A 14239-nucleotide genomic window follows, 5' to 3' on the forward strand; every position below is an offset into this window, starting at 1 on the left:
TCCTTCCGGCAAGGTGATTCGCTGCCATGAGTTTATCGCATGGCAGACCCGGCGTGAAAGAAACTTGAAAATCGTCAGTCTTACGAATAAATAGGCAGAAAATAAGTAGTGTGCTAATTATAAGGCTTGCTGACATGTCCCGCGAGACCGACAAGGAACAGCTTCTGGATGAAGTCTCCGCTTTCACCCGCAAACTGCGCGCGTTTTTCGATGCGCGGGTGGGGGAGAGCGGGCTGACGCTTGCGCGCGCGCGCGCGCTCTTTGCACTCTCGCGTCGTGGACCGCTGACGCAGACGGAGCTTGCCGAGGAAATGGAAATCGAAACGCCGACGCTGGTGCGGGTGCTGGATGGCATGGAGAAACAGAACCTCATTGAACGCCGTTCCGATGAGAACGACCGCCGCGCCAAACGCATCCACATGACGGCGGAAGGGGAGAAAACCTCCGAGACGGTGCAGGCGATGGCGAAGTCGCTGCGCTCCGAGATTGCCGCCGATATTTCTTCGCAGGAACTGGCCATGGCGCTCGATGTCATGCGCCGGCTTTCGGCCAATCTGCAAAATCTGGCGGCGGGGAGGGTGCAGTCGTGAGTACCCCTGTGCCACAAACCGCAGATGAGGCCGCTGCCCGAAATGCTGAGGCGGTCTCCAAGCCCGCCGACCTTCCGGAAGAGGTTGTGACGCCGATGAGGGCTTCGGGCGCGGGTGAAACCGGGCCAGAGCCTGCCGCCGCCGCACCTCAGCCGGTCGAGCGGCCGCTATGGCTGCGGCTGTGCTTCATCTTCGCGGGCCTGTCGTTCTTCATTACCCAGGGTCTGGGCATGAACCTCGTCATGGCCAATATCTACCAGTTGCAGGGCGAGTTTTCCGCCACCGTGGCCGAGGTCGCCTGGCTCTCCGCCGCCTATATGGCGCCCTATGCCACCTTTTCCATCGCGCTGTTCAAGGTCCGGGCGCAATATGGCCTGCGGCCCTTTGCCGAAGTTTCGATTATCGTGTTTGTCGTCGCTTCCTGTCTCAACCTTTTCGTGACAGACCTGCATTCGGCAATCGTTATCCGTTTTGTCAGTGGCATGGCCGCCGCACCGATCTCGTCGCTCGGCTTTCTCTATATTCTGGAGGCCTTTCCGCCTGCGCGGAAATTCTCGCTCGGTTTCAGCATAGCGCTGACCGGCACTTTGCTGTCGGCGCCGCTCGCGCGCATCGTCTCGCCATCCCTCTTGGAAATCGACGGCTGGAATGCGCTCTATTCCATGGAAGTGGGATTCGCGCTGGTCGCTTTCGCCATGATCTATGTGCTGAAAGTCACCCCACCACCGCGCGCGAAAGTTATCGAGCGCATGGATATTCTGAGCTATCTTCTGTTTGCAGGTGGTCTCGGCTGTCTGGCGGTCATGCTCACGCTCGGCCGGTTCTACTGGTGGTTCGAAACCTGGTGGCTGGGCGTTCTTCTGGCGACGTCGATCGCACTTCTGACCCTCATGGCTTTCATCGAATTGCCGCGCAAGAACCCGCTGCTCGACCTGCGCTGGATTTTCTCGAAAACCAACCTGCACATTATTGCGGTCTTGCTCGTCTACCGTGCGGTTTCCTCCGAGCAATCTTCAACGGCGGTCAGCTTTTACCAGCAACTCGGCCTGCTGAACGAACAGACGACGACACTTTATGCACTTGTGCTGTTGGCGACTATTCTCGGCGGTGCGGCCTGTGCGTGGCTGATGCTCACGAAATACGTCGATACTGCCCACGTGATTGCGCTGGCGCTGATCGCCGCCGGTTCGTTCATGGATAGCCAGTCCAACAATCTAACGCGGCCGGGTGAGATGTATCTCAGCCAGATGATGATCGCCTTTGGCGCGGCCATGTTCCTGCCGCCCGTCATGGCCAAGGGTTTTGCCGCCGCTCTGGCCCGGGGTGCGCCCTATCTCGTGAATTTCATCACAATCTTCCTGTTTACGCAGATCACCGGATCGATGCTGATGACCGGCCTGCTCGGCAGTTTCGTGACGCTGCGGGAGAAATTCCACTCCAATATTCTGGTGGAAAATATCCTGCTCACCAATCCCGTGGTCGCCCAGCGCGTCTCGCAGCTTTCCGGCGCTTACAGCCATGTCATCACCGATCCGGCATTGCTGAAGGCCGAGGGGCTGTCGCTGCTTGGCCAGCAGGTCAGCAAGGAGGCCTATGTGCTTGCCTATAACGATACGTTCCTGCTGATCTCCGTCGTCTCTGCGCTGGCGCTGGCCACGCTTTTGATCCACCTTGCATGGCTGCGCATCCGTCCTTTCCTTTTCCGGGAAGAAATCGATGCCGTACCGGCACCACAGTCTTGACCATTCCAAGAGTGACAAAATGCTGAAGAAGTTTTTTACCCCCGTTTCCATTCTCGTGCTGCTCGGCGGTCTCGCCGGCGTGGCGCTGGTGCTTTACGCCTGGCGGCTGCCGCCGTTCCTTTCCACCGTCGAAATGACCGACAACGCCTTCGTGCGTGGTTATGTCACGACGATGAGCCCGCAGGTGAGCGGCTATGTGGTGGACGTGCCGGTGAAGGATTATCAGGAGGTCAGCCAAGGCGCGCTTCTGGCGAAGATCGATGACCGCATCTACCGCCAGAAGCAGGCGCAGGCGGAAGCAACGCTCGATACGCAGAAGGCGGCTCTCGATAATTCCCGCCAGCAGGAAAATGCGGCCAATGCCAATATTCTTTCCAGCCAGGCGGCGGTCGACAGCGCGCAGGCCTCGTTGAAACAGGCGCAGCTCGCATCCGACCGTCAGGATAACCTCATCAAGAGCGGTGTGGGAACCTCCAGCCTCCAGGAAGAGGCCCATGCCGCGCTCGAAAAGGCGCGGGCGTCGCTCTCGCAGGCCAAGGCGGCGCTTGAGGTTTCGCGGCAGGATCTGCAAACCATCATCGTCAACCGCAGTTCGCTGCAGGCGGCCGTCGCCAATGCTGAAGCGGCGGTCGAACTTGCCCGGATCGACCTTGCCAATACCGAAATCCACGCGCCCGTGGATGGCAGGCTCGGCGAAGTCGGCGTCCGCACCGGCCAATATGTCACCGCCGGAACGCAACTGATGGCCGTCGTGCCGCATGATGTCTGGGTCATCGCCAATTTCAAGGAAACCCAGCTTGCGGGCATGCAGGTCGGCCAGCCGGTGACGATCGCCGTGGATGCGCTGCATCGCCGCAAGCTTACCGGCCATGTGGAACGGTTCTCGCCCGCCACCGGCTCGGAATTCGCCGTCATCAAGCCGGACAATGCGACGGGCAATTTCGTGAAGATCGCCCAGCGCCTCGGCGTGCGTATCGCCATTGATGCCGATCAGCCGCTGGCCGCGGATCTGTCGCCGGGCATGTCGGTGGTGGTGCATGTGGACAAGAGCGTGGCGCCGGAGGGGGCGGAGACGGCGGCGAGGTAGTATTACGCCGAATTTGCTGCGGGACACCCCCCTCTGTCCTGCCGGACATCTCCCCCACAAGGGGGGAGATCGAATCGTGGCTTGCGCTCGACAACCTCAACGTTGCGGCTGTAGCGATGTGGGATCGCCCTGCTGATCTCCCTCCTTGTGGGGGAGATGTCCGGCAGGACAGAGGGGGGTATCCCTCCACACATTCGACCTAACCGAAAACCAAAAAACCCCGGATGTCTCCATCCGGGGTTTTCCTTTGACCTTTAAGCCAAATCTTATTCGTCGTCGCCGTCGCGATCGGCTTCCGGATCGAAGAAGTCTTCCGGACGCAGTGCGTCTTCGTCAACGCCGTAGATGGCGTCAGCGGAGGTGAGGCTTTCGCCCTTGGCCTGACGCTCTGCTTCTTCAGCCGAACGGGCAACGTTCAGCTCAACCTGCAGCTCGACTTCGGCATGCAGGTGAAGGGTGACGTTGTGCAGGCCGATGGTCTTGATCGGCGTGTTCAGTTCAACCTGGTTGCGGCCGATGTTGAAGCCTTCGGCAGCCAGGATTTCAACGACGTCGCGAGCAGCGACAGAGCCGTAGAGCTGGCCGGTTTCGCCAGCCGAACGGACGACGATGAAGGACTTGCCTTCGAGAGCCTCGGCAACCTTCTGGGCTTCCGACTTGCGCTCGAGGTTACGGGCTTCGAGCGTTGCGCGCTCGGTTTCGAAACGTGCCTTGTTGGCAGCGTTGGCGCGCAGCGCCTTGCCCTGCGGCAGCAGGAAGTTACGGGCGTAGCCGTCGCGAACCTTTACGGTTTCGCCCATCTGGCCGAGCTTGTTGATGCGTTCGAGAAGAATGACGTCCATCTTCTTGATCCTTTCTATGGTTTGGTTTCGTTCGTATTGTCGGTTTTCCGCGTCGGAGTAAGAGAGATCGTGCTGCGCACGTCGCTCAGGCCGAACACGAGAATGATGAACAGCGGAAAGACAAAGACCGCCGAGAGATATGCGAGAATGAGAACCGGCAGCCGCCAGTCCTTGCCGCGGGCGCGTTTGTGCAGCGAGGCGTAACCCGCCATCAGGAAGCCCGCGCCGAAGGTGCCGCAGATGACCGCGCCGACCATGGCCGCGACGCCGCCGAGGAACATGGCGACGATGCCGGCCAGAAAAATGAAGATGGCGTTGCGGTGCATGCGCAGCGCGGAAGCGATGTCCTCGCGCGGGCGAAGGCCCTTGCCGAAGGAGCCGACCAGCCGGGTCGCGAAATAATAGGCCGCAAACAAAAGGATGACCCACAGGCCGCCCTGCACGATCGGCAGCATCAGCACCAGCAGCGATTTCGTCTGGGCGAGCGCCTCGGCATTGGGTTCGAACAGCGGCTCACGGTTCTGCACCGAGGTCATCATGATATCGACCATGCGGGCGACCAGATCGGGACCGTAACCGATCATCCAGCCGAGAATGACGACGGCGATGGAGACCAGAATGCACAGGTGCAGGACGATGCCGGAGAGCGGATACCAGGCGAGAAGATCGTCCGGGCCGCCGAGTTCGGAAGCCGGGCGCGCCAGATTGGCGAGATGCGAAAGCCAGCCCGCCGGGATCAGCGTGAAGATCGCGATGGTCAGCGCAAACAGCGGCGACATGACAAGCGCGCCGATGATGGCCGTGGTGATGATTGCGACGATGGCGGCGCGATTGCCCCAGCCCATGCCTGCGATCAGGATCGGCATGGCGGAACCGGCATAGAGCAGGAAGGAAAAGGACGACTGTGCCGTTGCGCCAAGCGTCAAAAACGCGGCGCATATGCCGGCGAGAACGCCGGTGATCAGCACTGTCTGGTTCAACTTTTGCACTTCGCTGTCCTGCTGAAACGAAAGCAGTTAGAGGATCGCTCCGTGGAGCCTCATCCCCAACATGGGTTTTATGGTATCGATCCGCGCCCAACGCGGAAGGATGAGGACCCTCTGGTTTGGGACCAGAGGGTCTTCGTTTAGTGTATTACGCTACGACGTAGGGCAGCAGGCCGAGGAAACGGGCGCGCTTGATCGCCTGGGCGAGTTCGCGCTGCTTCTTCTGGGAAACGGCCGTGATGCGGGACGGAACGATCTTGCCGCGCTCGGAAATGTAGCGCTGCAGCAGACGTACGTCCTTGTAGTCGATCTTCGGAGCGTTTGCGCCGGAGAAGGGGCACGTCTTGCGACGGCGGTGGAACGGGCGGCGTGCCTGGGAAGAGGATGCGTCAGCCATTGGTCAAAACTCCTTCTTATGCACGGTCTTCGCGCGGACGGCGCGGACGGTCTTCGCGGTCGCCGAAGCCACCTTCGCGCGGTGCGCGCGGGCCACGATCTTCACGCGGGCCACGGTCCGGACGGTCGCCATCGCGGCGCGGACGGTCGTCACGGTCGCGCTTCTGCATCATCGCGGACGGGCCTTCTTCGTGGGCTTCGACGGCGATGGTCATGTAGCGAAGAACGTCTTCGTTGATGCGCATCTGGCGCTCGACTTCATGGATGGCGGCCGCCGGAGCGTCGATGTCCATGAGAGCGTAGTGAGCCTTGCGGTTCTTCTTGATGCGGTAGGTGAGGGACTTCAGACCCCAGTTCTCGATGCGTCCGACTTTACCGCCGAACGATTCGATAACGCCCTTGTACTGCTCGACAAGTGCGTCGACCTGCTGGGCAGAAATATCCTGCCGGGCAAGGAAGATGTGTTCGTAAAGAGCCATTTAAGCTTTGCCTTTCTTGCGTTTCGTCCTTCACCCGGCAACGGCGCTAAGCCTCAACGACTGCTCTTGGGTAAGGCGGTAAGGCCTTGAAGCAAGAAAAGCGTTGTTCGAGACGGTCGAGAGCGGAGACACGGGAGGCCGGAAAAACCTTATGGTTCCTGCTGTTCCGTTACCGGAACCAGCCCTCCGTTCAGCCACCAGCCAATTGGACCGGGTGTTGTGAACAGCGCGCTTATACGCAGTTTTGCCCGGAATGCAAGGGCCTTTGCCCATAGGGGGAAGTTTGAGACTGGAAAGCCGCGCGGCAGCGAAGGATTTGCCGTGCGGCCTGCATCGTTTCTATCAGGCGTATGCGCCGTCTGATTCGATCGGATCGTTCCCAAGCCGTTGTCGCGTCGTATTGGTGCGAACGATTTCGGCGACCCGGTTGAATACCGTTGCTTCCCTGTGCTCACTGACCATTGACGATACAACGAACTGTTTGAACTGTTTCGATGTTTCCGGCCAGCGCAGCATGACGATGAAAAGTGCTGAACTCATGGCTGTTTCAATATCGTCCATGACGTCCGGCCGTTCGATACGCAGTTTGGAGACGGCGTCTTCGAACCCGCTGCTCTTGGTAGACCGAGGCTTGGTGGTCAGAAGTGCGCACATTTTTATCGCGAGCTCGCGATCATTCAGCGCATTCGTGACAGAAATCATCGACCGCTTTATTTTTTCGGGTACGGCCTCGTGGGCAATAATTCTGTCCATCGCGTCGTAATGCGAGAGCATTGCCTTACGTGTTTCCTGAAGATCGCGGAGCCGTTCCCTATGCTGGGCGATCCGGCGCTTGTAACTCCACGCAACCAGAATTCCCACAAGGAAAGCGGCGAGGGGCGCTACGGTCATTTGTAAATCGAACATTGTTGCCACCTCCTATCTTCTTGCCCTTGGTACGGAAGAGGCGATCTGCCCCTGCGGTTTCATTTTCTTCCCATATGCTTTCGCAAGGCTTGCAGCTCTGGCCGCTTCAAGTTTGTCCAGATCGTGCTTGGCCATCGCAACAGCATGTTTCTCACTTCGCTCCTGCCTTACAATATACACGATATAAAGCGCCATGGGCATACCGCAAGCAAGCCACTCGTTCACTTTCATGTAGACCAGAGTGATAGCCACTGTCGAAAGACCGAAAAGCAAAAGCGCTTCGGAGTTTTTATCAAGACCTTTAGCGATCCGGCCGAATAAACCAGAGAATGGTAACATAGATGTGAAATATTTCTTTATTAAATTACTGAGCTTAATTTGAGTAAACGATATATTGTATTGTCGCGAAAAAGTCTATGGCGTCATTATGCAAGCGCCCCAAAAGAAGCGCTTGCGATGGTTCATAGGCTCGATATCAGATCGCCATCGGATATTGGCGATGGATTGCCGCAATCCCTTTTAGTACCTCTTCCGACAACGTCACATCCGCAGCCGCAATATCCACCTTCAACTGTTCGATCGTCGTTGCGCCGATGATGGCCGAGGCCATGAAGGGACGTGTCAGGCAGAAGGCGATGGCGAGCTTTGCCGGATCGATTCCATGCTGCGCGGCAAGCTCCAGATAGGCCTTGACCGGCGCTTCCTGGAGCGGCTGCAGGCGGCCGCCGAGGTCTCTGTTGATGGTGCCGCGCGATCCCGCCGGGCGCGCGCCGTTCTGGTATTTGCCGGTCAGAAGACCCGCCGCCAGCGGCGAATAGGCGAGCAGGCCGACATCCTCGTGATGGGCGACTTCCGCCATGTCGAGATCGAAGCTGCGGTAGAGCAGGTTATATTCGTTCTGGATCGTGGCGACGCGCGGCAGGCCGTTGGCCTCGGCGATGTCGATATATTTCTGCGTGCCCCAGGCGCTCTCGTTGGAAAGGCCGATGGCGCGGATCTTGCCGGCCTTCACCAGTTCGCCGAGCGTTTCGAGCTTTTCGGTGATTTCGGCGAGCGTGCGCTGCTTTTCCTGACCGGAAGCGTCGAAGCTCCAGACGCCGCGGAAATGATAGGTGCCGCGGTTCGGCCAGTGAATCTGGTAGAGGTCGATGTAATCCGTCTTCAGGCGCTTGAGGCTGGTATCCACCGCCTCGCGGATGGCGGCGGCGTCGATATCGCGGCCGCCGCGAATATAATCGCGTCCCGAACCGGCGACCTTGGTGGCGAGCACGACCTGATCGCGCTTGCCGGTCTTTTCGAACCATGTGCCGATATAATCTTCCGTCCGGCCCTGGGTTTCGGCGGAAACGGGGGTGGTGGGGTAAAGTTCTGCCGTATCGAAGAAATTGACACCGTTTTCGACGGCGTAATCCATCTGCGCATGCGCGTCGGCTTCGGTGTTCTGCGTGCCCCACGTCATCGTGCCGAGGCAGATTTCAGACACGGAAATATCCGTGCGGCCCAATAGTCTCTGTTTCATGGAAATGTCCCGGTGCTTGGCCAGATAGTTTGGAAGGTGGTGTGAAAGTAATGGGGAATTGCCGCAGTGCAAGAAAAAATATGATGAAAAGAAAGGGGAAAACAGGACGGCAAAACCCCTGACATGGGCCTGCCATGGGGCTTCAAGCCTTGACTTCGCTGGCGGGAATGTGAATGGAAGTCCGAAAGAATAAAGGCAAGGCCAGACAAGAAGGACGACATCCCATGGGTATTGCATTCACATTTCCCGGACAGGGAAGCCAGGCCGTCGGCATGGGCAAGGAGCTGGCGGATACCTATCCGGAAGCGCGCGCCGTGTTTCAGGAAGTCGACGAGGCGCTCGACCAGAAGCTTTCCGATATCATGTGGAACGGCCCGGAAGAGACGCTGACGCTGACCGCCAACGCCCAGCCGGCCCTCATGGCTGTGTCCATGGCGGTCATGCGGGTTCTAGAAGCGCGGGGTTTCAAACTGTCCGATACGGTTTCTTATGTCGCGGGCCACTCGCTCGGCGAATATTCGGCGCTCTGTGCCGCCGGCACCTTCTCGGTTGCCGATACCGCCCGTCTTCTGCGCATCCGCGGCAACGCCATGCAGGCCGCCGTGCCGGTGGGCGAGGGCGCCATGGCGGCGATCATCGGGCTGGAGCATGACGCCGTTTCGGCAATTTGCGAAGAGGCGGCCATTCTCGGCGTCTGCCAGATCGCCAACGACAATGGCGGCGGTCAGCTCGTCATCTCCGGCGGCAAGGCCGCTGTCGAAAAGGCTGCGGCGATCGCTTCCGAAAAGGGCGCCAAGCGCGCCATCATGCTGCCGGTTTCCGCCCCCTTCCACTCCGCGCTGATGGCGCCGGCGGCGGAAGCCATGCGCGAGGCGCTGGCGGCCGTCGAAAAGCACAACCCGGTCGTGCCGGTTATCGCCAATGTGCGCGCCGCCCCCGTTTCCGATGCCAATGAGATCGCCGCCCTGCTGGTCGAGCAGGTGACGGGTCAGGTGCGCTGGCGCGAGACGGTGGAATGGTTCGCCGCCAACAATGTCACGCAGCTTTTCGAGATCGGCTCCGGCAAGGTGCTGACGGGCCTTGCCCGCCGCATCGACAAGACGGTGAACGGCGTTGCCGTCAACGGCGCTGCCGATATCGACCAGCTTCTTGCCACCCTCATCGGCTGAGACGGGATACTCCGGCTGCCGCATTCATCGGGCGCAACTGCGCTGAACATTTTCAGTCCGAAGCTCTAAAGAAGGAATAGGACATGTTTGATCTGACAGGCCGCAAGGCTCTCGTAACCGGCGCGACCGGCGGCATCGGCGAAGAAATCGCCCGCCTTCTGCACAGCCAGGGCGCAACCGTTGGCCTGCACGGCACCCGCGTTGAAAAGCTCGAAGCGCTGGCGGCGGAACTTGGCGAACGCGTCAAGATTTTCCCGGCGAACCTTGCCGACCGCGCCGAGGTCAAGGCGCTCGGCGAAAAGGCCGAAGCCGAGCTGGAAGGCGTCGATATCCTCGTCAACAATGCCGGTATCACCAAGGACGGCCTCTTTGTGCGCATGAGCGACGAGGACTGGGACAACGTCATCGAAGTGAACCTGACGGCGATGTTCCGCCTGACGCGCGAGCTGACGCATCCGATGATGCGCCGCCGTTTCGGCCGCATCATCAACATCACCTCCATCGTCGGCGTTACCGGCAATCCCGGCCAGGCCAACTACTGCGCCTCCAAGGCCGGCATGATCGGTTTTTCGAAGTCGCTGGCCCAGGAAATCGCCACGCGCAACGTCACCGTCAACTGCGTGGCGCCGGGCTTCATCGAAAGCGCCATGACCGGCAAGCTGAACGACAAGCAGAAAGACGCCATCATGGGCGCTATTCCCATGAAGCGCATGGGAACCGGTGCTGAGGTCGCATCGGCCGTTCTTTACCTCGCCTCCAACGAGGCGGGCTACATGACCGGCCAGACCCTGCACGTCAATGGCGGCATGGCGATGATCTGACGGCACTCGTGACCGTCATAAAAGGATTGCGGCGCTGTTTAAGCACCTTCTTGGGTAGCTGGCGCCGCAAGGCCCCGCCGGCTGGTTTTCGGCGAAATTGCCTGTCATACGCTGTGCTTAGCGCGTTTTCAGGCTTTTCGACCGATTGAAACCATGTTAAGCGGGCCAAGACTGTGAACAGTCGTCCCGGAGAGACAGGAAGCCGTTGCGATTTTGCGTGACGATGTCTAGCTTGGACCGGGTTGAACGGGTTTGCCAGCAGTGCCGGATTTGAACGGCGCATGAGGGCTTCTAACAGGGCAGGGTGCCGCAAGGCATTCCCTTCAAAATAAAGGTCGAGGAAACCGACATGAGCGATATCGCAGAACGCGTAAAGAAAATTGTAATTGATCATCTTGGCGTTGACGCCGACAAGGTTGTCGAAGGCGCCAGCTTCATTGACGATCTGGGCGCTGATTCGCTCGACACCGTTGAACTGGTCATGGCTTTCGAAGAAGAATTCGGCGTTGAAATCCCCGACGACGCAGCTGACTCGATCCTGACCGTCGGCGACGCCGTAAAGTTCATCGAGAAGGCCCAGGCCTGATCGACCTTGATGGGGGAGGTGCAATATCCTCCCGTCCTTGGCCCGGCTCGTCCGGGCCAATGTTTTATAGGCAGACGGTAACATGCCCCCGACGGTGCGTGTTCCGGGCAATGCATGGGGTCACGGGCCCGGAAACGGCGCCCACAACCGTCATGCTGAGATTTGAAATACTGCAGCATCCGATGAACATCTCCTGATGTCCGGCGTTGCATGAAGACCGATGATTTGGATAAGGGCGGAGCATTGGCGATGAGGCGTGTCGTTATCACCGGTACCGGCATGGTATCTCCTCTTGGATGTGGGACGGAAGTGACCTGGGAGCGGCTGCTGGCCGGCCAGAACGGCGCCGGTCTCGTGACTGAATTCGAAGTCGAGGACTTGCCCGCAAAGATCGCCTGCCGTATTCCCGTGGGCGATGGTTCCAACGGCACCTTCAATGCCGACGACTGGATGGAACCCAAGGAACAGCGCAAGATCGATCCTTTCATCCTGTACGGCATGGCTGCCGCCGACATGGCGCTTGCCGACGCGGACTGGCATCCGGAAACGGACGAGGACCAGATCGCGACCGGCGTTCTGATCGGCTCCGGCATCGGCGGCCTGGAGGGCATTGTCGAGGCGGGCTATACGCTGCGCGACAAGGGCCCGCGGCGCATTTCTCCATTCTTCATTCCCGGCCGCCTGATCAACCTCGTATCCGGCCAGGTTTCCATCCGCCACAAGCTGCGCGGACCGAACCATGCCGTGGTGACGGCCTGCTCGACCGGCGCGCACGCCATTGGCGACGCCGCCCGTCTGATCGCGCTTGGCGATGCTGACGTCATGGTCGCCGGTGGCGCCGAATCGCCGGTCTGCCGCATCGCGCTTGCCGGCTTCGCCGCCTGCAAGGCGCTCTCCACCCAGCACAATGACAATCCGGAAAAGGCCTCGCGCCCCTATGATCGCGACCGTGACGGTTTCGTCATGGGTGAAGGTGCGGGCATCGTCGTTCTGGAAGAGCTGGAACATGCCAAGGCGCGCGGTGCGAAGATTTATGCGGAAGTCGTCGGTTACGGTCTTTCGGGCGATGCCTATCACATCACCGCACCGTCCGAGGACGGTGAAGGCGCCTATCGCTGCATGTCGATGGCGCTGAAGCGTGCAGGTCTCACGCCTGACGATATCGACTACATCAACGCCCATGGCACCTCGACCATGGCCGATACGATCGAGCTTGGCGCGGTCGAGCGGCTTGTCGGCGAATCGGCTTCGAAAATTTCCATGTCCTCCACCAAGTCGGCCACCGGCCATCTTCTGGGTGCGGCGGGCGCTATCGAGGCAATCTTCGCGACGCTTGCGATCCGCGACAACATCGTTCCGCCGACGCTGAACCTCGACAATCCCGATGTGGAGACGAAGATCGATCTCGTGCCGCACAAGGCGCGCAAGCGGCAGGTCGACGTGGCGCTCTCGAACTCCTTCGGCTTCGGCGGCACCAACGCCTCCCTCGTGCTGCGTCGTTACGAAGCATAATTGCGGCGGCGGCTCTGCCGCCGCTGGCGCCCTCCCACCGGGTGCTGACAAAGGACGTTCTTTCCTTTGAAGAACGCATTGCGGCTTGCGAAGGCCATTCCGGTTTTCGCGCCGATATTGTAGTCGTTTATGGGAAGCGTTTGCCGGTTCGGGGTAATTTCCGGCCGCAGGCTGCTTCCTCCATCGGCTTTGTCCGAAACGATGTTCGTGAAGCGGAATAGCAAGGCTTCACGATATCTCTATGTGGTGCAGGAAGACATTCCGAACCTGTTTTTGCCGCATTACCTGCGCAAAAAGCGCTGACAACGCCGAACTGAAAAGGACCGACGGTGAGCGACACGAACCAGAACAGCCAGGGACCATACGGACAAAACGGCACGGGCGAAGGCAATCGCGGCCCGATCATTCCGAAATCCCCGACGGAAGCACTGCGGCCGGAGAAAGTGCCGGCTCCGCCCAAGCGCTCCCGCAAGGCCCACGGCCAGCTTGTGATCTTTCTGAATTTTCTGATGACGCTCGCGGTTGCCGTCTGTGTGCTGGCCATTGCCGCTTTCTATTACATGATCGATGCGTTCCAGGAGCCCGGTCCGCTTCAGACGAACACACATTTCACGGTGCGCAACGGCGCCGGCATCATCGAGATCGCCAATAATCTCGAGCGTAATGAGGTGATCTCCAACGCCCGTGTCTTCCGCCTTATGACCGGCAGCTACCTGCAAAAGGACCAGACGCTGAAGGCCGGTGAATACGAGATCAAGGCCGGCGCATCGATGAAGGATATCATGATGCTGCTGGAGTCCGGCAAGTCGATCCTTTATTCCGTGTCGCTGCCGGAAGGCCTGACCGTGAAGCAGATGTTCGCGCGCCTTGGGGCGGATGAAGTGCTGGACGGCGAATTGCCCTCAGCCCTGCCGCCGGAAGGCAGCCTGCGCCCCGATACCTACCGCTTCACCCGCGGCACCAAGCGCGAAGAAATCATCAACCAGATGAGTGCGGCGCAGGACAAGCTGATCGACATGATCTGGGAACGGCGCGATCCGGACCTTCCAATCAAGACCATCGAGGAATTCGTGACGCTCGCCTCTATCGTCGAGAAGGAAACCGGCAAGGATGACGAGCGCGCCCATGTCGCTTCGGTGTTCTACAACCGTCTGAAGAAGGGCATGCGCCTGCAATCCGACCCGACGATCATCTATGGCCTGTTCGGTGGCGATGGCAAACCGTCGGACCGTCCGATCTACCAGTCGGACCTGCAGAAGCAGACGCCGTTCAACACCTATGTCATCAAGGGCCTGCCGCCGTCGCCCATCGCCAATCCGGGCCGGGCGGCGCTTGAGGCCGTGGCCAATCCATGGCGCACGGATGACCTTTATTTCGTTGCCGATGGCACCGGCGGCCATGTGTTTGCAAAGACGCTTGAAGAGCATAACGCCAATGTGCGCCGCTGGCGCAAGATAGAGGCCGAAAAGGCGGCCTCCGGCGCCAATCCCGATGTTGTCGTGGATGGCCAGCCGGGCGGGGCCGAGGCGGAAAAGCCGGCCAATAATTGATAATCCTGACCGGGCCCTGCGATCCGCACGGGCCCGGTTTTGCACAGCATGACG

General features: G+C 59.8%; 15 protein-coding genes. 8 read left to right on the forward strand and 7 right to left on the reverse strand.

The genetic code is table 11. The features are described from left to right. Nucleotides 1–134 precede the first annotated feature (134 nt). The 3 genes from ACQZ5K_RS16570 to ACQZ5K_RS16580 are packed head-to-tail and all read left to right on the forward strand — an operon-like array spanning nucleotide 135 to nucleotide 3419. Nucleotides 135–590, forward strand: a complete 456-nt coding sequence (locus ACQZ5K_RS16570; RefSeq protein WP_080852347.1) for a MarR family winged helix-turn-helix transcriptional regulator — start codon at nucleotides 135–137, stop codon at nucleotides 588–590. Next, nucleotides 587–2332, forward strand: coding sequence for an MFS transporter (locus ACQZ5K_RS16575; RefSeq protein WP_448740882.1), 1746 nt, complete (start codon nucleotides 587–589; stop codon nucleotides 2330–2332). Before ACQZ5K_RS16570 ends, ACQZ5K_RS16575 begins: the two co-directional genes overlap by 4 nt. Before the next feature lie 19 nt (nucleotides 2333–2351). Beyond that, the gene (locus ACQZ5K_RS16580) at nucleotides 2352–3419 is read left to right on the forward strand and encodes an HlyD family secretion protein (RefSeq protein WP_448740883.1); all 1068 of its coding nucleotides are present in this window, start codon (nucleotides 2352–2354) and stop codon (nucleotides 3417–3419) included. Between the two features lie 266 nt (nucleotides 3420–3685). Here the strand turns inward: ACQZ5K_RS16580 and rplI are convergent, their stop codons facing one another. From rplI to ACQZ5K_RS16615, 7 genes are all read right to left on the reverse strand, one after another. Beyond that, on the reverse strand, nucleotides 3686–4261 hold the full coding sequence (gene rplI / locus ACQZ5K_RS16585) for a 50S ribosomal protein L9 (RefSeq protein WP_035261991.1): 576 nt from the start codon (nucleotides 4259–4261) through the stop codon (nucleotides 3686–3688). Nucleotides 4262–4275: 14 nt separating this feature from the next. After that, a complete protein-coding gene (locus tag ACQZ5K_RS16590) occupies nucleotides 4276–5250 on the reverse strand; it encodes a DUF2232 domain-containing protein (RefSeq protein ID WP_080852341.1) in 975 nt (324 codons plus the stop codon). A gap of 145 nt (nucleotides 5251–5395) precedes the next feature. Next, the gene (gene rpsR / locus ACQZ5K_RS16595; RefSeq protein WP_003502063.1) at nucleotides 5396–5644 is read right to left on the reverse strand and encodes a 30S ribosomal protein S18; all 249 of its coding nucleotides are present in this window, start codon (nucleotides 5642–5644) and stop codon (nucleotides 5396–5398) included. 16 nt (nucleotides 5645–5660) lie between these two features. Beyond that, nucleotides 5661–6122: a 30S ribosomal protein S6 gene (rpsF, locus tag ACQZ5K_RS16600; RefSeq protein WP_003520723.1), complete on the reverse strand. Its 462-nt coding sequence runs from the start codon at nucleotides 6120–6122 to the stop codon at nucleotides 5661–5663. Nucleotides 6123–6464: 342 nt separating this feature from the next. Next, nucleotides 6465–7028, reverse strand: coding sequence for a hypothetical protein (locus ACQZ5K_RS16605; protein WP_065654090.1), 564 nt, complete (start codon nucleotides 7026–7028; stop codon nucleotides 6465–6467). Nucleotides 7029–7040: 12 nt separating this feature from the next. Continuing rightward, nucleotides 7041–7367 carry a hypothetical protein gene (locus ACQZ5K_RS16610; RefSeq protein WP_448740884.1) on the reverse strand — a complete coding sequence of 109 codons (327 nt, stop codon included), beginning with the start codon at nucleotides 7365–7367 and terminating at the stop codon, nucleotides 7041–7043. 136 nt (nucleotides 7368–7503) lie between these two features. Then, complete coding sequence (locus ACQZ5K_RS16615) at nucleotides 7504–8547, reverse strand: aldo/keto reductase (protein ID WP_080817284.1); 1044 nt, start codon at nucleotides 8545–8547, stop codon at nucleotides 7504–7506. A gap of 224 nt (nucleotides 8548–8771) precedes the next feature. On the opposite strand from ACQZ5K_RS16615, the gene fabD reads away from it, so the two are divergent. From fabD to mltG, 5 genes are all read left to right on the forward strand, one after another. Continuing rightward, on the forward strand, nucleotides 8772–9716 hold the full coding sequence (gene fabD / locus ACQZ5K_RS16620; protein ID WP_448740885.1) for an ACP S-malonyltransferase: 945 nt from the start codon (nucleotides 8772–8774) through the stop codon (nucleotides 9714–9716). 83 nt (nucleotides 9717–9799) lie between these two features. Then, nucleotides 9800–10537: a 3-oxoacyl-[acyl-carrier-protein] reductase gene (gene fabG, locus ACQZ5K_RS16625; RefSeq protein WP_003520726.1), complete on the forward strand. Its 738-nt coding sequence runs from the start codon at nucleotides 9800–9802 to the stop codon at nucleotides 10535–10537. Nucleotides 10538–10886: 349 nt separating this feature from the next. Beyond that, the gene (locus ACQZ5K_RS16630; RefSeq protein WP_003502080.1) at nucleotides 10887–11123 is read left to right on the forward strand and encodes an acyl carrier protein; all 237 of its coding nucleotides are present in this window, start codon (nucleotides 10887–10889) and stop codon (nucleotides 11121–11123) included. Nucleotides 11124–11372: 249 nt separating this feature from the next. Then, a complete protein-coding gene (fabF, locus tag ACQZ5K_RS16635; RefSeq protein ID WP_448740886.1) occupies nucleotides 11373–12635 on the forward strand; it encodes a beta-ketoacyl-ACP synthase II in 1263 nt (420 codons plus the stop codon). Between the two features lie 329 nt (nucleotides 12636–12964). After that, nucleotides 12965–14185 carry an endolytic transglycosylase MltG gene (gene mltG, locus ACQZ5K_RS16640; RefSeq protein WP_448740887.1) on the forward strand — a complete coding sequence of 407 codons (1221 nt, stop codon included), beginning with the start codon at nucleotides 12965–12967 and terminating at the stop codon, nucleotides 14183–14185. Nucleotides 14186–14239 lie beyond the last annotated feature (54 nt).

This window comes from Agrobacterium sp. 22-226-1, assembly GCF_053522345.1.

Excerpts from the sequence above, each read along its gene's own strand:
- ACQZ5K_RS16605 (WP_065654090.1), bottom strand. The coding sequence starts at position 7,028 with ATGTTCGATTTACAAATGACCGTAGCGCCCCTCGCCGCTTTCCTTGTG.
- rpsR (WP_003502063.1), bottom strand. The coding sequence starts at position 5,644 with ATGGCTGACGCATCCTCTTCCCAGGCACGCCGCCCGTTCCACCGCCGT.
- ACQZ5K_RS16570 (WP_080852347.1), top strand. The coding sequence starts at position 135 with ATGTCCCGCGAGACCGACAAGGAACAGCTTCTGGATGAAGTCTCCGCT.
- ACQZ5K_RS16630 (WP_003502080.1), top strand. The coding sequence starts at position 10,887 with ATGAGCGATATCGCAGAACGCGTAAAGAAAATTGTAATTGATCATCTT.
- rplI (WP_035261991.1), bottom strand. The coding sequence starts at position 4,261 with ATGGACGTCATTCTTCTCGAACGCATCAACAAGCTCGGCCAGATGGGC.
- ACQZ5K_RS16615 (WP_080817284.1), bottom strand. The coding sequence starts at position 8,547 with ATGAAACAGAGACTATTGGGCCGCACGGATATTTCCGTGTCTGAAATC.
- ACQZ5K_RS16580 (WP_448740883.1), top strand. The coding sequence starts at position 2,352 with ATGCTGAAGAAGTTTTTTACCCCCGTTTCCATTCTCGTGCTGCTCGGC.
- fabD (WP_448740885.1), top strand. The coding sequence starts at position 8,772 with ATGGGTATTGCATTCACATTTCCCGGACAGGGAAGCCAGGCCGTCGGC.
- ACQZ5K_RS16610 (WP_448740884.1), bottom strand. The coding sequence starts at position 7,367 with ATGTTACCATTCTCTGGTTTATTCGGCCGGATCGCTAAAGGTCTTGAT.
- fabF (WP_448740886.1), top strand. The coding sequence starts at position 11,373 with ATGAGGCGTGTCGTTATCACCGGTACCGGCATGGTATCTCCTCTTGGA.
- rpsF (WP_003520723.1), bottom strand. The coding sequence starts at position 6,122 with ATGGCTCTTTACGAACACATCTTCCTTGCCCGGCAGGATATTTCTGCC.
- fabG (WP_003520726.1), top strand. The coding sequence starts at position 9,800 with ATGTTTGATCTGACAGGCCGCAAGGCTCTCGTAACCGGCGCGACCGGC.